The sequence below is a fragment of the Pseudomonas sp. JV414 genome (genome assembly GCF_032424305.1).
Lineage (GTDB): Bacteria > Pseudomonadota > Gammaproteobacteria > Pseudomonadales > Pseudomonadaceae > Aquipseudomonas > Aquipseudomonas lini.
In genome coordinates this window covers 131,775-150,939 of sequence record NZ_VYKC01000003.1, presented here as the reverse complement: position 1 = coordinate 150,939, position 19,165 = coordinate 131,775, and the positions used below count along the sequence as shown (strand labels likewise).

Annotated in this window: 19 protein-coding genes; 9 read left to right on the top strand and 10 right to left on the bottom strand. The window is 58.4% G+C overall.

Annotated features, from left to right (window positions below):
* The first annotated feature begins 51 nt into the window (after nt 1-51).
* Nucleotides 52-606, top strand: a complete 555-nt coding sequence (locus F6R97_RS05405) for a TetR/AcrR family transcriptional regulator (protein ID WP_080772114.1) — start codon at nt 52-54, stop codon at nt 604-606.
* A 141-nt stretch (nt 607-747) separates the two neighbouring features.
* Here F6R97_RS05405 and F6R97_RS05400 read toward each other — a convergent pair whose 3' ends face one another.
* The 3 genes from F6R97_RS05400 to F6R97_RS05390 form a co-directional block, all read right to left on the bottom strand.
* A complete protein-coding gene (locus F6R97_RS05400; protein ID WP_315866302.1) occupies nt 748-1,800 on the bottom strand; it encodes an alpha/beta hydrolase family protein in 1,053 nt (350 codons plus the stop codon).
* A gap of 250 nt (nt 1,801-2,050) precedes the next feature.
* Nucleotides 2,051-3,355 carry an MFS transporter gene (locus F6R97_RS05395; protein ID WP_315866191.1) on the bottom strand — a complete coding sequence of 435 codons (1,305 nt, stop codon included), beginning with the start codon at nt 3,353-3,355 and terminating at the stop codon, nt 2,051-2,053.
* Nucleotides 3,356-3,678: 323 nt separating this feature from the next.
* Nucleotides 3,679-4,077, bottom strand: a complete 399-nt coding sequence (locus tag F6R97_RS05390) for a hypothetical protein (RefSeq protein WP_315866190.1) — start codon at nt 4,075-4,077, stop codon at nt 3,679-3,681.
* Nucleotides 4,078-4,350: 273 nt separating this feature from the next.
* Between F6R97_RS05390 and F6R97_RS05385 the strand changes: the two genes are divergently transcribed.
* A complete protein-coding gene (locus F6R97_RS05385; RefSeq protein ID WP_315866189.1) occupies nt 4,351-5,118 on the top strand; it encodes a tetratricopeptide repeat protein in 768 nt (255 codons plus the stop codon).
* Between the two features lie 103 nt (nt 5,119-5,221).
* On the opposite strand, the gene F6R97_RS05380 is transcribed toward F6R97_RS05385, so the two are convergent.
* The 3 genes from F6R97_RS05380 to F6R97_RS05370 form a co-directional block, all read right to left on the bottom strand.
* Nucleotides 5,222-5,689 carry a hypothetical protein gene (locus tag F6R97_RS05380; protein WP_231669735.1) on the bottom strand — a complete coding sequence of 156 codons (468 nt, stop codon included), beginning with the start codon at nt 5,687-5,689 and terminating at the stop codon, nt 5,222-5,224.
* Between the two features lie 103 nt (nt 5,690-5,792).
* Entirely contained in the window at nt 5,793-6,026 is a 234-nt protein-coding gene (locus tag F6R97_RS05375; RefSeq protein ID WP_048397146.1) for a hypothetical protein, read from the bottom strand.
* Between the two features lie 12 nt (nt 6,027-6,038).
* Nucleotides 6,039-6,518 carry a hypothetical protein gene (locus tag F6R97_RS05370; RefSeq protein ID WP_315866188.1) on the bottom strand — a complete coding sequence of 160 codons (480 nt, stop codon included), beginning with the start codon at nt 6,516-6,518 and terminating at the stop codon, nt 6,039-6,041.
* Between the two features lie 430 nt (nt 6,519-6,948).
* Here F6R97_RS05370 and F6R97_RS05365 point away from each other — a divergent pair, with 430 nt between their 5' ends.
* Nucleotides 6,949-7,518, top strand: coding sequence for a DJ-1/PfpI family protein (locus tag F6R97_RS05365; RefSeq protein WP_315866187.1), 570 nt, complete (start codon nt 6,949-6,951; stop codon nt 7,516-7,518).
* 340 nt (nt 7,519-7,858) lie between these two features.
* On the opposite strand, the gene F6R97_RS05360 is transcribed toward F6R97_RS05365, so the two are convergent.
* Nucleotides 7,859-8,512 (bottom strand): hypothetical protein, encoded by a 654-nt coding sequence (locus tag F6R97_RS05360; RefSeq protein WP_038982672.1) that lies wholly within the window; start codon nt 8,510-8,512, stop codon nt 7,859-7,861.
* Nucleotides 8,513-9,127: 615 nt separating this feature from the next.
* On the bottom strand, nt 9,128-9,661 hold the full coding sequence (locus tag F6R97_RS05355; RefSeq protein ID WP_038982671.1) for a hypothetical protein: 534 nt from the start codon (nt 9,659-9,661) through the stop codon (nt 9,128-9,130).
* Nucleotides 9,662-10,083: 422 nt separating this feature from the next.
* Here F6R97_RS05355 and F6R97_RS05350 point away from each other — a divergent pair, with 422 nt between their 5' ends.
* On the top strand, nt 10,084-10,725 hold the full coding sequence (locus F6R97_RS05350) for a hypothetical protein (protein WP_315866186.1): 642 nt from the start codon (nt 10,084-10,086) through the stop codon (nt 10,723-10,725).
* A 536-nt stretch (nt 10,726-11,261) separates the two neighbouring features.
* Here the strand turns inward: F6R97_RS05350 and F6R97_RS05345 are convergent.
* Nucleotides 11,262-12,845 (bottom strand): winged helix-turn-helix domain-containing protein, encoded by a 1,584-nt coding sequence (locus F6R97_RS05345; RefSeq protein ID WP_315866301.1) that lies wholly within the window; start codon nt 12,843-12,845, stop codon nt 11,262-11,264.
* Between the two features lie 241 nt (nt 12,846-13,086).
* Between F6R97_RS05345 and F6R97_RS05340 the strand changes: the two genes are divergently transcribed.
* From F6R97_RS05340 to F6R97_RS05325, 4 genes are all read left to right on the top strand, one after another.
* Nucleotides 13,087-13,839 (top strand): SDR family oxidoreductase, encoded by a 753-nt coding sequence (locus F6R97_RS05340; protein WP_038982669.1) that lies wholly within the window; start codon nt 13,087-13,089, stop codon nt 13,837-13,839.
* Between the two features lie 43 nt (nt 13,840-13,882).
* Nucleotides 13,883-14,296, top strand: coding sequence for a cupin domain-containing protein (locus tag F6R97_RS05335; protein WP_038982668.1), 414 nt, complete (start codon nt 13,883-13,885; stop codon nt 14,294-14,296).
* Nucleotides 14,297-14,395: 99 nt separating this feature from the next.
* Nucleotides 14,396-15,493 (top strand): HlyD family secretion protein, encoded by a 1,098-nt coding sequence (locus F6R97_RS05330; protein ID WP_315866185.1) that lies wholly within the window; start codon nt 14,396-14,398, stop codon nt 15,491-15,493.
* Nucleotides 15,490-17,085, top strand: a complete 1,596-nt coding sequence (locus F6R97_RS05325) for a DHA2 family efflux MFS transporter permease subunit (protein WP_315866184.1) — start codon at nt 15,490-15,492, stop codon at nt 17,083-17,085. Before F6R97_RS05330 ends, F6R97_RS05325 begins: the two co-directional genes overlap by 4 nt.
* Nucleotides 17,086-17,141: 56 nt before the next feature.
* On the opposite strand, the gene F6R97_RS05320 is transcribed toward F6R97_RS05325, so the two are convergent.
* Nucleotides 17,142-18,149, bottom strand: a complete 1,008-nt coding sequence (locus tag F6R97_RS05320) for an aldo/keto reductase (RefSeq protein WP_315866183.1) — start codon at nt 18,147-18,149, stop codon at nt 17,142-17,144.
* Nucleotides 18,150-18,241: 92 nt separating this feature from the next.
* Here F6R97_RS05320 and F6R97_RS05315 point away from each other — a divergent pair, with 92 nt between their 5' ends.
* Nucleotides 18,242-19,144 carry a LysR family transcriptional regulator gene (locus F6R97_RS05315; protein ID WP_038982664.1) on the top strand — a complete coding sequence of 301 codons (903 nt, stop codon included), beginning with the start codon at nt 18,242-18,244 and terminating at the stop codon, nt 19,142-19,144.
* Nucleotides 19,145-19,165: the final 21 nt, after the last annotated feature.

The window sequence follows — 19,165 nt, the reverse complement described above, 5'->3', positions numbered from 1 at the left end:
TTGCGCACCATACACAGTCTGTATGGCGCTAAATATGGAGCGAAATAACGGGTGAGAAAACTAACTCGTAACCATTGGATCGCGGCTGGTTTTGAGGCCCTCGACCACATAGGGCATATTGGCGTTTCGGCCGAGAGTCTATCGCGCCGATTGAATGTGACCCGCGGATCGTTCTATCACCATTTCCGCAATCGCGAAGACTTTGTCCGCACCTTGCTGGCCGCTTGGGAAGAAGACTACACGGAGCGCATGCTCGCTTATGCGGCGCAGGGGCGTAGCGCGGGCGAAACCTTGAAACGCTACTTGAGTATTGCCGCTGAGAAACAACCTGGGCGGGAAGTTTCCATCCGAGCCTGGTCGCTGCACGATCCGTTGGTAGGCGAGTTTCAGCAGCGTGTTGACACAAGACGACTGGACTTCGCGATACGGACGTGCCGCCGCTTGGTCCATATGCCAGGCCAAGCAGAAGTGATTGGTCAGGTGGCCCATCTGTGCCTGATTGGTGGTCAACAGGCAGGGCTGCGGCGTGATGCCGCTCGCTTCAACAGTTTCCTGCATCGAGCCTTTTCACTTTTCGAAGGGGCTCTTCCTCCGTGGCGGGCCTAAGTCATGGGAAAGCAGCTGTCCGCAACCGACCGCTTCCGACCCAGAGCGCTCATCCCTGGCCAACCGATCTGACAGATTGCGCGGGCGCTGAAACTGCTCCAGCGGGTTTTGTTGAGCTGCGGCAGTTCTCGTACCACAAGTTTACAAACTGTCTTCTTTGTAGATGGATGACTGAAGAAACTCTGCTATCAGCGATGTAATCTGCTGTTGAATCACCCCACGCGGGCGAGCGCTGTCGCCATCACGGCAAATAATGCCATCGCCTGGTACGTCTTCTTCAAGCATTACCTGCGCGCCAGGTTTGCACACCGACAAGAAGCTGAAATGGCTTGCGTCGCTGATTTCGACGTAACGGCTTGACGCCGCAGGCAGGCGTTTGGCCAGGTTGGCAGACTCCAACTCAGCGGGAAGCTCGCGCGACGGTACGCCGGCAGCGATCACCAGCGCTGGTACCGGCAGCGCGGCCAAGCTTTCATCGGTCAGGCCCCGTGAAAGGCCCAAGTCCAATGTAACCACAGCAGTGACGCGTTTATCGCGCAAATCGGCGGCCAACGCGGCCTTTGATTCTGAGGTGCTTGCGGGGTTTATCGTTCCATAGACGGTGCAACTTGTTAACTGCGGGTGGGCTTTACAGTCATGGGCGAAGCGGTCTGGATCGAAACGAGCACCGGCGATCTCCAAGGCGGTCCAGCCACCGAGTGAATGGCCCACTACTGCAATTCGATCATTGGCGACCAAGCCGAATTTTTCAGGTTGAGTCGTGACCCTATCAATGGCTCGGCGCACATCAACGGGTCGCTGCCATAACTGCGCCGCTGCTTGAGGGCTACGGTCATGAGTGGTGGTGCCAGGGTGATTGATTGCGGCGACGATGTAACCCCTATGAGCCAGAGCACTGGCAAGCCAGATCTGGTTGCTCCAGTTTCCCCTGTATCCGTGGGAGAGCACCAGCAATGGATGCTTGCCCGCAGCTGGCGGCGCGTTACGAACGGCAGAAGCACCGATAAACACCGCATCATCGCCAATCAATTGCGTGGCTGCGGTAGTTGCACTGGGGTACCAGACGACCATCTCCAGTGAGCGGTCGTTGTGCGAGTCCGCCAGTGTGGAAGACTGGAATCCGACAGGGTTATCGTCAGCGAGTGCGAGAGTCGTCAGCCAGGTCAATAACAGGGCGCCGAAAGCTATTTTCAATGTCGTTTCTTCCTTGATTAGACAAGTGCATGGCAACCTGAACCCGCCGTTAGGCGCATCCACCTTCGTACGGCGTCGAAGCCAATGCGGCTGCATATAAGTACGGACATTAAAGACCACATTCGAGCCGCCGCGCATAACTTTCATCGTTAACTCTGTTCGCGGTCTTTAGTGAGGAGGCTGAACGTCCTTTGGGCCGAATCGAGGCAGTCGCGACAGGCAAAAACTGGCCCGAAATGGATAGTCCCTCTCACTTTTCGAGACTCTCGGTACAGCTGACAGCTGCCTGCCGCCCGCGCTCGAGGTCGACGCCAGCCAGGATCAGCAGGCCGACAACGAAATAGCTGCCGGTGATCAGCATCGCCAGGCGGTGATCGCCGCCGGATAGCCAACTGGTCAGGCCGTAAGTCATGGGGCCGAGGATTGCCGACAGTTTGACTGCCAGCCCCCAGAGGCCGAAGAACTCCGCCAGGCGCGTCGGCGGTGCTAGCAGACCGACTATCGCGCGGCCGGCCGATTGACTGGCGCCCATGCACAGACCGGCGAGGTTGGCCGCCAGCCAGAATAGCTCAGGGCCACGTGCGACCCAGACCATGCCGACCATGCCGAGCCATCCCAACAGGGTCAGCGCCAGCGTGGCGCGATGGCCGAGGCGATCCTGCAACCAACCGAACAGCACGGCGCCGATGGAGGCCGTGATATTCACCACGAAGATCAGCAGCAGCGTGTCCTGGGTATTGAAGCCCATGACCTGATTGGCATAGATGGCCGCCAGGGCGATCACCGCCGAGATGCCGGCCTGGTAGCAGACGGTGCAGGCAAGGAAGCGCAGCAGGTCGCGATAGCGGTCGGCTTCGCGCAGCGTCTGCGCGAAGCGCGCCAACGCCGCTTGCGCGATAGGCGTGCCGCCGCGTCCTGGCTGCGGCTGGCTGCGTTCGCGCAGGAACAGGAAAGTCGGCACGCTGGCTAGGGCGAACAAGGCCGCGGTGATCAGCATGCACACCGGCACGAACTGCGTCGCAGTCTGGCCCTGCGCCTGGGCCCAGCTGACGAAGGCCAGGCAGGCGCCCAGGCTGAGCAGGCCGCCGATATAGCCGAACCCCCAGCCCCAACCGGACACTTTGCCCAAGGCATCTGCACGGGCGAGTTGGGGCAGGAAGGCGGCGATCAGGTTCTCGCCGCTGCCGAAGCAGAAGTTGGATAGCACGATGAAAAGGATCGCGATACCGAGCTCCCCCGGTCCGGCCAGCGCGAGTCCAGAGGTAAAGGCGACGCAACCAACCGTGCTGAACAACAACAGGCGCTTCTTGCAGGCGAGGGCGTCGGCGTAGGCGCCGATCAGCGGCGCGGTCAGGATGATCAGGACATAGGAGAGGGCGGTGGCGCTGGTCCAGGCCAGCGTACCCCAGGCTTCGCCCTTGGCGACCACCGCGACGAAGTAGGCGTTGAACACGGCGGTGATCACCACCGTTGTGTAGCCGGAGTTGGCGAAATCGAACATCGCCCAAGCCCAGATTTCTCGGCGCGTCACTCCGGGGACAAGGCTGGCTGACATGGCGATCTCTCTGTCTGGAGCGGCATCCTTAAGAGCCTAGCCCCAAACCGTAGCAGCTGCCGAACGCAGCCTCGCGTGTCGGCGTGCCGCTGCTGCCGGTCGCAATCCGCGGCACGCGCAGGGTGTTGCGCGACGGTCAGTGGTTCCCGCGCCACGGTGCAATCCACGTCAGCGTCTGCCCCCCGCTGTTGGCGCAGGGGCCGGGCTGGATGGAGGCAATCAAGCTGCGGGATGCAACGATAGCCGTGCTGCTGGAGCACCTGGATGAATCTGAACGAGCCCAGCGCGCAAGTTAGGCGACTGATTGATCCCGTGGTGTCGCACTAGCGACGATAGTAGCGGTGATTGTCTTCGTAGCGGTACCGCATGGCCCGATCTTGGCGGCGTTCCCAATCACGATGGCGTTCTGCTTCTCGGCGGGCTTGCTCTCTACGCCAGTTATCTCTACGCCAGTCATCTCGGCGCCAATGGTCTCTACGATCATGCCGACGGTGTTCATGCCAGTATCGGTCATCATGGGCAAGCAACGGCCCTGGCTGCTTGTCGGCCATACTGGTCAAGGTCGGCCAAGGGTTGCCGGCAGCTTGGACCGGAGCCTGAACTACTGCGACGTCAGTTGCGATAATAGGGGTTGAGGTCTTCATCTGAGTTGCTGATGCCGAGCCCACTGCCGCGAATGCGAACAGACCGAAGAGCACCATCCGTGGGTCATGGAATTTCATGAGCGAAGGCAACCTCTGATTGATAACTGGGCGTGTGGCCATCTGACTGCGGGAGCCTGCGGGTTCGCGCTTACCGAGCGGATGTGCCTATCCAGATAGACCGATAAATAAGGAAAAGTTCTAGGTGGCCGTTGCTTAAATAGCCAACGGTGTCAGTGCAGGAACTTCAGGGTATTGGCCAGGTCAATAGCGGCCCTATATCGGAAATGCCGAACAGCGCTGGTTGCCTGTTTTACGACAGAACCGTCCAAGATCAGCCGAGTCCGCCCCCTGATGCCAACCAAGAATTTTCTGCCCGGCCTCATCCTGGTGTTCTGCGCCGGCGCGTCGCTTTGTTCTGTCGCTGCCGAGCGAAGAGCGCCCGCGCAAAGCAACAGCGCATCAACCACCCTGATCGAAACAGCCTCGCGGCAGTATGAAAATGGCCAACTGGATCAGGCCGCCGCCACGTTGGAGCGTGCCCTGCATATCCAGCCGAACAATCCCGCGACTCTGCATTACCTCGGTGTGTTGCGTCTTCAGCAGGGGCAGTACCAGCAGGCTGAAACCTTGGCGGTGCGCTCGAACATGCGGGTTGGTCGCAACGTCGAGTTGCGCAACCGCAACTTCCAATTGATCCAGGCGGCGCAGCAGGCCCAGTCTTCGGGGACCCCACCCAATGCCAAAGAGGACCTGGTCGCAGTACAGAAGGGGCTGGAAGAGGAGACCCAAAGACGCCGCGAAGTGGAAATGGCGGCTGTTGAGCAATCCATTCCGGACACTGGGCGCGACGCTGGCAACTTCGCTAGCGCAGAGACAGATCGGGTTTCGGATGCACCGAAGGCTGGCAGAGCCGGGCCCGAAGGAAAGTTGCAAATGGCTAATGTCGAGCCAGAGCGGGCGTACGCTGAGGTTGAGATTCCCCGCGGCCATATGCCGCCTCCGGGCAAATGCCGAATCTGGTTTCCTGATCGTCCGCCGGGGCATCAGCCTGCACCCGGCAAATGCAAGAAGCTGCGATATCGAGTTCCCTCAGGAGCCTATCTGGTGCGCGGTTTCTGAATGTCCACATCTGGCCGATAGCAGTCGTTCACACGTCTTTTCTTTCAGCCCGAGGCAGGTGTAACGAACGGCGAGATTAATCACAGGTAGATAGCTTACGCAGCTAGTCCCAGTCCATTTTGATATTTTCTTGTTTTCGGAACTCGTCCAGCACGCTCTGATAATGGGACCTTTCAAAGGTCAGGCAGGGTATCGCGTCGTACCAGTCAACAGATGGAAGTTCCAGCGTAATCAAATCCTTTAGCAAGCCAAATCGGCTCCACTGGACTTGATGCTCATCAGCGCACTGCTCAGCGACAATAACGGTGCAGGTCAGGTCTAGGTCATCAGAGCAGACAAGCAAGGGAACCAGGGTCTTCCATCCCGGTGCAGTGGAATAGATCCGATCCCATATCAACCAAGTATCTTCATCGCTGTACAAGCCTGAATGGGCCGCTACGAGATGAAGCTCAGCATCCGGGTTATGCCTAGGCAGCCAAACCTCCAGAGGTACTCCGTCAACGGCAAAAGTCGGATAGAAGCCGATGCTGTACTTCGATTTATGGCTTGCGATTGAAATCAGGTTGCTCATTACACCCCTCGATTCCCCAGAAATCCTTAGAGCCTACTTAAGGGGACGGCTTTATTTTCTGATATTAAATCCGCCCACCTTTCTCGCTCAGCCGGCAGCCAACCTACTCAAACCGCCGCCGCCTCATGAACAACCCCATCCCAATCGCCACGGCAAAAGCCGACAGCAACCCTAGATCAAACCCCAACAAGCGGGTCTGACCGGCAACAACGCAGCCAACCGCACCCGCCACCACCAACACCACTCCTAGCCACTTGCGCAGCAGATACGGTTTGAGGAATTGATCGAACAGAAAGGACACCACCAAGGCAATGACCAATTGAGTAATGTCGGACATGTACGTCTCCAGTCAGGTCTTGATGATTAATGTCGAGAGGGTGCGTTGCGGGCCGATACCGCCATTGACCTGTGCCTCGATGCTGACCAGTACGTCGCCAGCATGGTAGGTGGGTAGGATTTCATTGACATACCTGCGTACACCGGCCCCTACAGGTATCGCCACGTAAGAAGGGGCCACAGCCTTGGCGGCGGCGGCGAAGGCAGTGGTGGCAAGGTTGGCGATCGTGGTGCGTTGGGCGTTGAGGGCATCGCCCTGTTGCCGGGTCAACGGCTTGGAGATGCCGATCATCATCACGCACGGCAGGTTTTTGGCCAGCATCTTGTCGTACACCTCGACGACCTTGCTGTTGACCTCATAGTGGGCGTTTTTTGCCTCGCCAAAATGCAGCCCGCGCAGGCTCCCACGTTCGCTGTCGGTGAGGGTGATCTGTGAGATGTTGAAGACGATCCCGTGATTGCCAATGTATTGGAAAGTCCCTTCGAACTTCATCGCTCATTTCCTTTTGAGGTAAAGGTGGCGATTCTCTACAACGAGCGTATTGGATTCAAATCATTTCATCTGGCTGGAGCGGGGAGCGGTGAATGCCGGTCAGTTAAGCAGGCACCCTTGGTGAGCATTTTTTCCAGGGAGTCGAGCATAGCGGCGTCCTTATCAGTTTTGGCAGTGATTGACCGGTTGAGAGTTGGACCGCCATCGCGGCAAGCCCCAGCTCCAGAGCAGAACAAGCCGCCCGCATCACCAAAAAACCTCCCTCCTACAGCTTCCACCTTTGAGATCGGCGCAATGTGTAGCGAGGATCATAAAGGCTGCTTTTGGCCGATTTCTGCCTGTCATGAAGGGCAGAGATCGACCCGAAGCAGCCGTTGAGATCTATTTGTTATCGCTTTATGTTGGTCGTTTTCATGGAGGATTCCGACTGATGGCACGCGTGGGCTTGATACTGACACCCGGTTTTGCGGACTGGGAATACGCTTTCATTGCAGGAACTGCATCCCCGTTTTACGGGATCGACGTCAGGTTTTTCGCCTCTGTTACGGGGCAGTTTCGCTCGCAGGGGGGACTGGCTGTAACAGTGGATAGCAACTTGCAACAATGCCTGGACTGGAAGCCGGACGTTGTCGTCGTCATCGGTGGAATGATCTGGGAGCATGCAGATGCACCGGACATTCGGGACTTTCTTCATGCCAGTCGTTCAAGTGGAGCGACAATTGCCGGTATCTGTGGGGGAACGCTGGCACTTGCGAGAGCCGGGCTTCTCGACTCGGTTTCTCATACCTCGAACAGCGCTGACTTCTTACAACAGAATGCCGTAGGTTATGAAGGCGCCGCCCTTTATCGAAGCAGCCAAATAGCTGTGGTTGCCGACCGCATCATAACTGCTCCAGGCCCTGCACCCGTTAGCTTTACCTGCGCAGTGTTCGAAGCTGCCGGGCTATCTTCAGAGATCGTTTCGCAGTTCAGGTCAATGTTGGCAGCGGAACACGGGTAACCGCTTCGCCCTACAAAAATAGCCGATCAGGTGATGTGTTCGAGTGTCCGCTTTGGCGCGCGCGGATCTGGTGAGCCGTTTGAAATCTGCAGGCGTCGGACATACGAGCAGTCTCATCGTGTCAGTGATATGGCTTTGTAAGTAGAAGCGTAATCGGAAAGCCCACTGGATCGGAGACAGTCAGTGGGCTTTTTTGTGGGGGTTGGTTTTCTGCAAGGGGTAGATTCATTTGGCCCACATGACTGCTTTCGGCCAGGAGCGGCCAGTTTGCCCATCAAATGGAACAGCCCCAACCTTTCACTCGGAAGTTCGTCGACAGCAGGACGTGCGCATGACCCGTTCAGTGGTTCAACTTGAACATATTGGCGTGAACGCAGGAGGGGACTGCATAGCGGGTCGTCAGGTGGCTCTCCAGTTCCGTAGCTGCCGAGACGAGGTTCGTCAATGTGTGAACGCCAGAATTAGGATCGAAGAAATAGAGATCGCTACCGTCATAGGCAAGCGCCACAGAGTGGGGTGTAGCGCTTTGCATGGCGATCAGGGCCGCGCCGCGCCTGCTGCGAACCAACAGTTGGATGGTGTGCGTCAGCAACTGGACGAAGCCTCCCTCGAAGAAGGAAGACAAGGTTCCAATCGACTTGCAACCCAGGGTCTGTGCCTCCTGTGAGTACAGGTTATGAAACGCCTGGATGGCCTTGCCCTGGTTGCGAATACCGGGAAGGTTGCCACCGCTGGGGTCGCTGATCGGCAGGCCGTCAATGCCGGTTTCATAGGTGCCGGAATTCTCGAGGCCATCACAGATCTGGTCCTGCAGATCCATGATTCGCTCAACCTTCCGACCGATATTCCGCTGTTCCAACAGGTCGGCAAGTCCTGGTACCGGACCCAGGTCGAGCGCGCGCATGCAGAAATAAAAGGAAATGCCCTCGCAGGAGCCATCATGCCGTGCGTTGAAGTCATCTTGATCGCAACCCAAAATGAGGGTGATAGCCATAACATGCTCCTTGCTTATTCTCGGTTCTCATAACCAGCTTCGACTGGGCCGGATTTTCGAAGTGAGTCCTGTTCGAAGAACGACCGCTGAAAGGCATGCAACTGCAATCAGGCCCCTTTAAATCCCCTGTAGCAGGCGCCTGATGCTTCTAACCAATTGAAAAAAAAGCATTGGGCTCGCGGATGGCGTGCTGTTACCCGAAGTATAGCTGCTCCCCAATCGGCCGCTTTTGGCCGTTAGCTGCCTTTCGCGAAGTAAAGCTTTGGGGCGATAGCGACTGGCAGATCTTGGCTAAAAGCAACCATGTAGTATCAATAGGAAAACTACGTTCTCAGAACTTTCCCAAGTAAAAAGGGGACTGATTTATTTTTAAGACTTCGGGACGTAACACCGAGTGTCTTTAAACACACATCGTTAAACGTGAGAGCGCTTTCAAAAAAACGAGGAAGCGTCTGACATTTTTAGGGTTGTGTTGCGGCGCGGCCGCACCTGTCGTCTGCTTAAAGTCTGCAGGGCGCGCGCGGCGGCGCGTTTTTTTGGAGTTGAGGATTTGGTCGGGGATACCGGATCGGTCACCGGCGGATGGATATGAAGCTGAACGCTGCCTCGGTCCGCCTAGTTCAACTTCTGAGCTTCTAATTTCGCCAAGAAGTCTCGAATATTGTTCTGTACGGCGCGATTGACGGACTCTTTGATGCGAACTATACCCGCGAAGGCGTAGCCTGGAGGGACGATGCCCTTAGTGATGATTGTTTCTTCGAGCAAGGTTTCGCCCGTTTTGCGGTTTACCAGCAGGTACTTTGCGGAAGCATCAGTAACCATAGTTACGCCAGCTACCGGCGGATCCAGCTCCTGGATTTTGACGAAAAGATTAACTTTTTTTGTCGACTCGTCGTCGAACACTGAGCTCTTGTTAATGGCTTCTACTACTGCCCTTTCCCAGAGTTCGGGAATGCCTTCACCATCGGATGGCACATTTCCTGTTTGTTCATTGGGTGCAGCAAAAGAAACGGACACGGCGCGAAGGTCTGCATCCACCTTGTGAGTCGATGGCGAAACGCTTTGTACAGAGAAATTCAGAGGTGGTACAGATGTGCAGCCGCTTAGCAAAGCGATCAGCAACGTACCGACGGCAATCCGTGAGCGCATCCTTGTTTCCTTTCTGAAAATGAGTTGAGGCGAGAAGAGCATAGTAGGCGTTAGCCCAAGTCGCCTTTGTCCAGAAAACTCAAACAGCCTTGATCGAGGGTGAATTCTCAAGGTTGTCTCTGGTGGAGCTGTCTCTTCGAGAGGCACCTACAACCTAACGTGCCACGGGCTTCTCCGCCCAGTCACCGCGGCGGTGACAGGAGGCACATGGAAATACATCTGTCCCATTATATTATCGCTAAACCTTTGCGACCTCAGGCCGCTATAGGCCAGAGCGAGCCCCTCCTCCAGGGTCATCAGCCGTTAACGACTGAGGCACTTCGACAAGCGTGTGCGTCTGGTTCAGTCGCCAGGCGGACCGCCTCTGTTTGTCCTCATTCACGTTCAAGCTCTCAAATCTTCACAGAAAAGAAAGGACACTTATGCGTCAACTTCTCCCCCTCGCAATCAGTTTGACTCTCATCGGCTGCGCCACCAGTAAAACCGACGTTCGCAATGAAGCCGAGGCTGGCAAGTTTGACCCCACCACCACCGCCCGTGTCCGTCTGATCACAGGCGATAACGCGCACGGCGGATTCGTCAGCGGCCAGACTTGCGAGAAGTTTTACAACGAGTCTCTCAAGAGTTTGCCCATCGAACAGTCCGGCTGGAAAACCGCCCACATCGACTCCGCAGGCCTTTATCCATTCAGGGAGTCAGACCATCAGAACAGTGTGATTGGCATGCCTGCGAGCAAGGAGAGCAAGCTGATCAACGAATCACCCCGACTCTACGACGAGCACGTCGTGACTGCCAACCAACCCTTCATTGCCACCTTTGGCATGGTTGGCTCGGTTTCATGCTCGCCCAAACCCGTGGTGTTCACGCCAGAGCCGGGGCAGGATTATGAAATGCAGTTCCAGATTGTCAAAATCAGCACGTTCAAGGCGGGTTGCATCATTCAGCTACGCAAACTCACTGCTATTGGAAATACCACAATAGAAACGCCAATGAGGCCACAGGTCTGCGCCAGGTCAGCAGATGGAAAATTTCAGACCAAGGATCCACTCTTCAATGCCCAGTGAAGCCTCTGCTTCTTGCCTGCTTTTACCTTGCCGGATCACCGCTCGGCAACTATTCGTATACCCCCTGAAAAGGCTCAAGCCAGCAGTTCGCTGATCCACCGAACCTGCCGGGCAACGTCTTGCAAAAAGGTGCAAAAAAGGGGACTCCCATTAGCCGGTCGATAGTGGACGTTCGACCGTGGTTGCTTCTGACCAGAATCAATCCTGAGTAGGCGTAGAGTTTCCCACTTCAATTAAGGGCTAAAAAATGCTTTGTCCAAGATGTGAGCAAGGTGTAGCCATTGAGGTAGAGGTACGCGCAACAAAGGAAATTTTGCACCTTTGCCAAGAGGGCGAAGCCCTTTGGTTCAACATCGGCGATATTGGCGAGGTCCCTGTCCTTGATTTCGCGCCAACGTAATAGCCAGAGAGTTGGCCTTCAGTCTCACCGGCCCGCAATGCAACATGGCGCTTGCTCGGTGAGGTTCAAGACGGTATCTACGGTAGGGAATACCCACGTTGGCTTAGCAAGCCATTCGCAGCTCACCAGACCGCAGTCACTCCGGCAACCCAGCCAGCCGCAACCCATCAACAAACCGCGCAAAATCCTCAGGACGCTGGATTGGCAACCAGTCCTTCAGCTTGGAGACGCGCAAAGACGGATCCAACTCGTGCAAACGCTGCATCGCCTGCTTCGCTTTATCCATGTTTCCGCTGAGCGCATGACTGGCCGCCAGCAGGGCAACCGATACCAGGAGGCAGGGCAGGTTTCTCAGCGCCTTTTCCGCCCAGGCAGCAGCGGGTTCGAAGCGCCCGGCGAAGAAGTTCGCGAGCGCCATCCCGACTTGCATCCTGAACATTTCCGGATCCACTGGACTCAAGCGAACGGCATGGGACAGATGCTCGATGGCGGCGTCTGTTTCGCCGCGCAGTGCGCGCAGGATACCGCCCAGGAACCAGGCGGGGGCGAGGTTGGGGTTGAGCAGGCGTGCCCTGTCGAGCAGGGCAATGCCGCCATCGACATCGCCGGCGAGGTGGGCAAGTGCATGTCCGCCTCGCGTCAGCGCCACCGCATCATCCCGGCCGAGTTCCACCGCCAGACGCGCAAGGCGTGCGCCCTCGGCGATTTCTCGAGGCCGATCGGTCATCCAGCCATTCAACTTGCGCCAGAAGTGGCACCAGGCTGCCATGCCATAGGCCGATGCAAACTCCGGATCGAGCTCGATGGCCTTGTAGAACAACGGCAGCGCTTGCTCGATGGCTTCGCGGGTGCCGTTGTGCAGTTTCGCCATGCCGCGCAGGTAATAGTCGTAAGCGTCCAGGCTTTCCGTCGGTTTGCGTTTGGCGCGCTCGATTTCTGCCCGTTCCAGCTGCGGTGCTATGGCGCCGACGACGCTTTCGGCGATTTGATCCTGCAGCTCGAAGATGTCGTGGAGCGTTCCTTCGAAGCGCTCCGCCCAGATATGCGTCCCGGTCGTCGCGTCGATCAGCTGCCCGGTGATGCGTATCTTGTTCCCGGACTTGCGCACGCTACCTTCCAGCACGTAGCGCACGCCGAGTGTCTGGCCGACGCCTTGGACGTCCACGTCCCGACCCTTGTAGGTAAAGCTTGAATTGCGTGCGATGACGAATAGCCAGCGGATACGCGACAGGGCGGCGATGATGTCCTCGACCATGCCGTCGGCGAAATACTCCTGCTCTGGATCGCCGCTCAGGTTGTGGAAGGGCAGGACGGTAATGGAGGGTCTGTCCGGCAGGACGAGCTCAGTTGGGTCAGATGAGGTGCGCTCACCCATGCCTGGCCCGTCAGGCTGTGGCGCTTCGCCGGTCTCGCCGACCTTGATCTCGCCGACGAAGCGGTAGCCCTTGCGGGGGACCGTGCGCACGAGGCGCTGCTCCTCGCCGGTATCGCCGATGGCCTTGCGCACCGCATTGATGTGGCTGGTGATGGTCGATTCCGAGACGATCCGACCGCTCCACACGGCGTTGAGCAGGTCGTCCTTGCTGACGACGCGATCGCGGTTGCTGACGAGCTGCAGCAATAGGTCGAAGACCTGCGGCCCGACTGCCACGACTTGCCCGCGCAAGGTCAATTCCCGGCGCTGCTGATCGAGCACGTAGTCTTCAAACACGAATGGCAAGGTGAGGATCCCCTGGTCGAGCGCCCCCGACTCCGTGTCCGAGCTGGCGATGGGTAAGTGGTGTCGATAATACGGCAGCGCCCGCGGCAAGGGATACCCGTCGAATAGCTGTTTTTCTGGACGAAAAACCAAGCTTCCTTGAAGGCAAACCCAAGGCCGGTACAAGGACTTCCCTGACACGCGCTGGCACTCTCTATCTACATCGACAGCAATGGTTGCCGTCGAGAAGCGGAGAGAAACCATGAAGATCGTCGTCATTGGAGGCACCGGCCTCATCGGATCGAAACTTGTGACAATCCTCCGCGAGCGCGGCCACGAAGCGCTCGCAGCCGCCCCCAGCACGGGCGTGAATAGCATCACCCGCGAGGGTCTGGCCCAAGCGATGGATGGCGCCGATATCGTCGTCGACGTGGCGAATGCGCCCTCATGGGAAGACCAGGCCGTGCTCGAGTTCTTCGAAACATCGAGCCGTAACCTGCTGGCTGCCGAGGCGGCCGCTGGCGTTCGCCATCACGTTGCCCTGTCGATCGTCGGCAGTGAACGGCTTCCCGAAAACGGCTATTTCCGGGCCAAGGTCGCGCAGGAAAACCTCATCAAGGCGTCCGGCATCCCTTACACCATTTTGCGTGCCACACAGTTCTTCGAGTTTGTCGGCGGCATTGCGCAGGCGGCCACCGTTGGCGAGGAGATTTGCCTGTCACCGGCGCTGATCCAGCCGATGGCCTCCGACGACGTGGTGGCGGCGCTCGCCGAGGTCACGCTGGCAACGCCGGTCAATGGCACGGTCGAAGTCGCCGGTCCCGAGGCCATGCCGCTCGACGAACTGGTCCGGCGCTTCCTGCGGGCCACTCAGGACACGCGCAAGGTCGTGCCGGATGTGCACGCGCGCTACTTCGGTTCGGTGCTCGACGATCAATCGCTGACCCCCGGCAAGAACCCACGCCTGGGCGCGATCCGCTTCGAGGACTGGCTCGGTCAGTCGACGGCTCGGTAACGGGCCGCGCCATCACAACACATACGCATAAAGGAGAATTGCCATGTTTACCCGATATCTCTTGGCCGCTGCCTTCGCAGCGCTGTCGATCACCGCAGCGTCGGCCGCGGAGCCGCACGCAGGCAAGGTGTCGGTCGTATTCGACCGGCCCATTCCCAACCTCCCTGGCAAGAGCATGAAGGGCGTGCTGGTCGAGTACGGGCCGGGCGCCGCGTCGCCGTCCCACACCCATCCGAAAACGGCCTTCATTTATGCAACGGTCCTGGAGGGCTCGTTTCGCATAAAAGTCAAAGGCGAGCCGGAAAAGATCTACAACGTCGGCGAAAACTTCGTAGAGGAGCCGGGCTCCGTGCACGAAGTCAGCGCCAACGCCAGCGACACGAAGCCCGCACGCCTGCTGGCCGTGTTCGTCCTCGACAGCAACGAAAAGGAGCTCGTTACACCTATTAAAAAGTGAGCCGATCAACGCGCTCATCGACGCTCGACAGCCGGGCGGCAGGTCACTGTCGTCCTGCGGTTGTTGCAGGTCCCTTGGCATTGAACAGGAAACAAGAACATGAACTCGCTTCAGGACAAGGCCGCCATTGCCACCAGCGCAAGCGATGAGATCCCTGTCGTGGTGGCGCGGCAAAGCAAGAAAAAGACGATTGGCATCCTGCTGTGCATCGGCGCCGTGGCGGTCTTGGCTGGCGGATGGGCCATGGCGTTTTCGAGTGGTGCGACCTCCACCGATAACGCTTATGTGCGCGGCGACCTCACCTCGCTCGCCGCCAAAGTTGCCGGCTATGTCACGGCGGTAGAGGTCGAGGACAACCAGACCGTCCGTGCGGGGGATGTCCTGTTCCGGATTGACGATAGGGACTATCGAGCGCGACTTGCTCAAGCAGTGGCCAATGTCAGCGCTGCCCAGGCGCGCCTGACCCATGTCGATGCCGAAACCCAGCTTCAGCGTAGCCTGATTCGACAGGCCGAAGCCCAGCGCCGCTCGGCCTCCGCCGAGATGAATCTGGCGACCAAGACCCACGATCGCAGCCAAAAACTGATCGTCAGCAACGCGGTCAGCCAGGCCCTCGTCGATGAAACCGGCACGGCACGCTCCAGAGCCGAGGCGACGGTATCGGCGGCTTCGGCAACGGTCGAGGCTCAACAGCAACGCATCACCGTCCTTGTGGCCCAGCGAGAAGCTGCCGTTGCTGCTGTGGCGCAGGCACAGGCCGCGCGCGATCTCGCCCAGATCGATCTCGACAGCACCGTGGTACACGCGCCTGTTGATGGCGTTGTCGGTAACCGTCAGGTCCGCGTCGGCCGGTTCGTTACGCCGGGTGGGGCCTTGCTCGATATCGTGCCGGTCAATGATGTGTGGGTCGTGGCGAATTTCAAGGAGACCCAGCTCGAACATATCCGCCCCGGTCAGCGCGTGCGCATCACGGTCGACGGCTACCCGAACGAAGCACTTGAAGGCATGGTCGACAGTTTTGCACCGGGTAGCGGGTCGGCGTTCAGCTTGCTGCCCACAGACAATGCAACAGGGAACTTTGTGCGTGTCGTGCAGCGGGTTCCGGTAAAAATCAGGCTTGCCCACAACCCGTTGCCGGGTCGTATCGTCCCTGGCCTGTCCGCGCGTGTCGAGGTTGCGCAAGGGGAGGGCTCATGAACACGGTTGCCAGCGCCACGTGGAGCAACGCCAGCGCTACAACCGGTGTCCTGCTGATGGCGGGCATCGTGCTTGCCACGCTGACGGAAGCGATCGCCAGCACCGTTCTGTCGCTCGGACGCAGCGACATCATCGGCGACACCTATGCAACGCCTGATGAGTTTGCCTGGCTGGATATCGGCTACCTCGCGCTCAAGCTGATCGGGTTCATGACCGCGCCTTGGCTGCTGAAGCGTTTTAATCCGCGTCATGTGATGATCAGCTCAATCCTGGTCATGGGCCTGGCATGCGGCATTGCCGCCATCACCGCTCGGCTCGATCTGCTGGTTGCACTTCGGGTTATTCAGGGCTTCGCCGGCGGCACCTTGCTGGTCGGGGGGCAGGCGATCATCTTTCGCGCTTATCCCCGGTCCCATCAACCCATCCTTCAAGCGCTGTTTGCCATGGGCTCCGTTGTCGCGCCCGCGACGCTCGCCCCGGCGCTTCAAGGGTGGTTGATCGATAGCCAATCCTGGACATGGATCTTCTTCAGCGTTGTTCCGATTGCCTTGGCGGCTGCCGGACTTGTGCTGATCGCAGACGGCCCAATGCCCGCCAAAGTCCGGCATCGTCCGTTTGACTGGATCGGCTTCTCGCTGATCTCTGCCAGCCTGTTCTGTTTCACCTACGTTCTTAGCCAGGGCAGCCGATGGGACTGGTTCGAGGAGCCTCGCATCCTGTGGTTAACCGTGATCGGCGCCGCCGCTCTACTGGCATTTCTCGGCCAACAAGTGTTAGCCAAAGGGCAGGGGCTGCTCGACTTCACCCTGTTCAAAACGAGCGATTTTTCTTTCGCCTTTATCGTCAGTTTTGTCGCCGGCGCCGCTTTGTTCGGCAGCGCATTCCTGATTCCGGCGTTCGCCCTGTCGGTCCTCGGGTTCACGCCTACCGATGCCGGTCAGCTGCTGTTACCCAGTGGCGCGTTTTTTGTCGGCGCGCTGCTCATATCTGCTTGGCTCATGCAGGCCCGCCGCGTTGCGCCGTTCGCCACCGTGCCCTTTGGCATCCTGATGATCATGGTTGCGATGTGGATGTTGTCCGGTTCTACCAGCGAAAGCGGCGCGGACGACATGATGGCGGCTATCTTGTTGCGCGGGTTGGGGCTTGGCTTTCTGTTTCTATCGATCACGCTGATTGCTTTCAGCCACCTCAACAGCCGAAACCTCGCGAGTGGAATAGGCCTTTTCAATACGGGTCGCCAGCTAGGTGGCCTTATTGGAGTCGCAGGGCTCCAGACACTGATCGACCATAACGTCGTCACCAATGCCGTGGTCCTCGGCGCCAACGTCACCCCAGGCGCGGCCGCGGTCATCGAACGGATGACGACCACGACAGCCATGCTGAGCGCGAAAGGAATGGATGCGGTGGCCGCTGGCCGGGCAGCGACGAGCCTTCTGGGTCGGTTAGTGACAAGTCAATCCACGGTGATTGCCTTCGACACAGCGTTCATCGCAGTGGCCCTGCTTTTTGTAATCGCTGCCCCCATTCTGGTCGGCATCAAGATCGGATTCGCGCGATACGAGAAAGTGCGCGCTTCGCGGGCAGTCGCGTGAGGCATCCCACCTGCCAGCGATGACGATGGAGGAGAGCACTCGGACCTCTCAGGGTGTCAGGCGGCGCCAGGAACATTTGTTCCCATGCCCGACGGCAGGAACGGTCGAATTTCATCGATTTCCGCGGCGCTAAGGCGCAACGCCGAGGCTGCAATCAGCCCGTCTACTTGTGTCGGGCGGCGGGCTCCGACAATGGCGCCCGTCACTACCGGTTGGCGAAGTACCCAGGCGATGGCGACCGCCGCAGCGCTCACCCCATGCCTTTCTCCAATGCGTGCCATGACCTCAACCAGCGTCAGGTTCGCACTCAAACGAGGCTCCTGGAAATCAGCACTTCGGGCCTTGCGCCAATCGTCTTCGGGCAGTTGCGAGATGCGTTCGCGCGTCATGCTGCCGGACAGTAACCCCGATTGCAGCGTGGAATAGGCAAGGACCCCCAGCCCGGCCTGCTCACAGAATGGCAGGACGTCCTTCTCGATGTCCCGCATCAAGGCGGAGTACGGCGGCTGGAGCGAAACGATCTCAGTCACCGTCTGCGCCCGCTTGAGTTGAGCGACATCGAAATTGGATACGCCGATAGCGCGAATTTTTCCTTGATCGCGCGCGGCTGCCAAAGCCGAAAGCGCCACTTCAATACCTTCACTGCTTGCCTCGGCAGGAAAGGCAGGCCAGTGGATCTGATACAAATCGATAGTCTCGACTTGGAGCCTGCGCAAGCTTGCGTCGATCTCGGCGAGCAAGGATTGGGGGGCCAGGGAGTGCGAAATCTCCTTCGTGACCGGGTCCCAGACCAGGCTGCCTTTGGTGAACACCAAAGGACGCCGCGAGACCGGCACCCGACGCAGCAATTGCCCCACCAATTGCTCCGCATGGCCCAAGCCATAAACCGCAGCGGTATCAATCCAGTTCACGCCGCGTTCGACGGCATATTCAAGTGCGCCCAGGCTGTCCTTGTCATCCTGCGCGCCCCAACTGTACTCCCAACCTGTGCCAGCGATTGCCCATGTCCCCAAGCCAATAGGCGAAATCAGGAAATCCGATGATCCAAGACGATTCTTTTGCATAGCGACCTCTCCACAAATGATGTGAGAAGTATCCGGGAGAGATCTGATGACGATAAGATGGGTAATCGTATTTGAACTACTGAATTGCATTCATGAGTAATCACCCCGATCTCTCTGAACTCGATGCCTTTGCCGCCGTCGCTCGCCATCGCAGCTTCCGCAAGGCAGCCGACGAGCGTGGCGTGTCGGCTTCCGCGTTGAGTCACGCAATGCGAGCGTTGGAGGCGCGCCTGGGCATCAGGCTGCTGAACCGAACCACTCGTAGCGTGACCCCGACCGAGGCCGGCCAGCAGCTATTGGCGACGCTGGTCCCGACCCTGCACCAGGTTGCCGATGTATTGGCGCAATTGACCTCGATGCAGGAAGTGCCCGCTGGCAAACTTCGCCTCAACGTGGCGCGTCCGGCGGCTCGCATCGTGTTTGCGAAAGTGCTCGCGCCCTTCGTGGCCAGGTATCCACGTATTCAGTTGGACCTGATTACCGATGATGGATTGACCGATATCGTGAACGGCGGGTTTGACGCTGGAGTCCGCTTTGGTGAAAGCCTGGCCGGTGACATGATCGCAGTCCCTGCAGGCGCACCTCAATCATTCGTGACCGTAGCGTCGGATGCCTATCTGGCTGCGAAGGGGATCGCGCAGGCCCCCCGCGACTTGCTCGAGCATGCGTGCATTGCCAGGCGTTTTCCCAGTGGCAAACTTTATGCCTGGGAGTATCAGGCAGACGGTCAACCGATACGGTTGTCCGTCACAGGCCCGCTCATTCTGGAAGACGATGCGCTGATGATCCAGGCGGCGAAAGATGGCGCGGGTATTGCCTATGTCTACGAAGAGCTGGCGCGCGACGAAATCCGCAACGGGCATCTCAAAGAAATACTCCAGGAATGGAAAGCACCGCCAAGCCGATTCTTTCTTTATTACCCCAGCCGGCGCCATGTGCCGCCGGCCTTGAACGCCCTCATCGAATTCATCAGAGCGGGCGACTTGCGAACCTGATTCATAACCATCGCGATGTCA

Bases quoted from the DNA above. Each gene is read 5' to 3' on its own strand.
- F6R97_RS05360 (WP_038982672.1), bottom strand. From the start codon at position 8,512: ATGGCTATCACCCTCATTTTGGGTTGCGATCAAGATGACTTCAACGCA.
- F6R97_RS05335 (WP_038982668.1), top strand. From the start codon at position 13,883: ATGTTTACCCGATATCTCTTGGCCGCTGCCTTCGCAGCGCTGTCGATC.
- F6R97_RS05320 (WP_315866183.1), bottom strand. From the start codon at position 18,149: ATGCAAAAGAATCGTCTTGGATCATCGGATTTCCTGATTTCGCCTATT.
- F6R97_RS05330 (WP_315866185.1), top strand. From the start codon at position 14,396: ATGAACTCGCTTCAGGACAAGGCCGCCATTGCCACCAGCGCAAGCGAT.
- F6R97_RS05380 (WP_231669735.1), bottom strand. From the start codon at position 5,689: ATGAGCAACCTGATTTCAATCGCAAGCCATAAATCGAAGTACAGCATC.
- F6R97_RS05355 (WP_038982671.1), bottom strand. From the start codon at position 9,661: ATGCGCTCACGGATTGCCGTCGGTACGTTGCTGATCGCTTTGCTAAGC.
- F6R97_RS05365 (WP_315866187.1), top strand. From the start codon at position 6,949: ATGGCACGCGTGGGCTTGATACTGACACCCGGTTTTGCGGACTGGGAA.
- F6R97_RS05370 (WP_315866188.1), bottom strand. From the start codon at position 6,518: ATGAAGTTCGAAGGGACTTTCCAATACATTGGCAATCACGGGATCGTC.
- F6R97_RS05350 (WP_315866186.1), top strand. From the start codon at position 10,084: ATGCGTCAACTTCTCCCCCTCGCAATCAGTTTGACTCTCATCGGCTGC.
- F6R97_RS05390 (WP_315866190.1), bottom strand. From the start codon at position 4,077: ATGAAATTCCATGACCCACGGATGGTGCTCTTCGGTCTGTTCGCATTC.
- F6R97_RS05395 (WP_315866191.1), bottom strand. From the start codon at position 3,355: ATGTCAGCCAGCCTTGTCCCCGGAGTGACGCGCCGAGAAATCTGGGCT.
- F6R97_RS05340 (WP_038982669.1), top strand. From the start codon at position 13,087: ATGAAGATCGTCGTCATTGGAGGCACCGGCCTCATCGGATCGAAACTT.
- F6R97_RS05325 (WP_315866184.1), top strand. From the start codon at position 15,490: ATGAACACGGTTGCCAGCGCCACGTGGAGCAACGCCAGCGCTACAACC.
- F6R97_RS05315 (WP_038982664.1), top strand. From the start codon at position 18,242: ATGAGTAATCACCCCGATCTCTCTGAACTCGATGCCTTTGCCGCCGTC.
- F6R97_RS05375 (WP_048397146.1), bottom strand. From the start codon at position 6,026: ATGTCCGACATTACTCAATTGGTCATTGCCTTGGTGGTGTCCTTTCTG.
- F6R97_RS05385 (WP_315866189.1), top strand. From the start codon at position 4,351: ATGCCAACCAAGAATTTTCTGCCCGGCCTCATCCTGGTGTTCTGCGCC.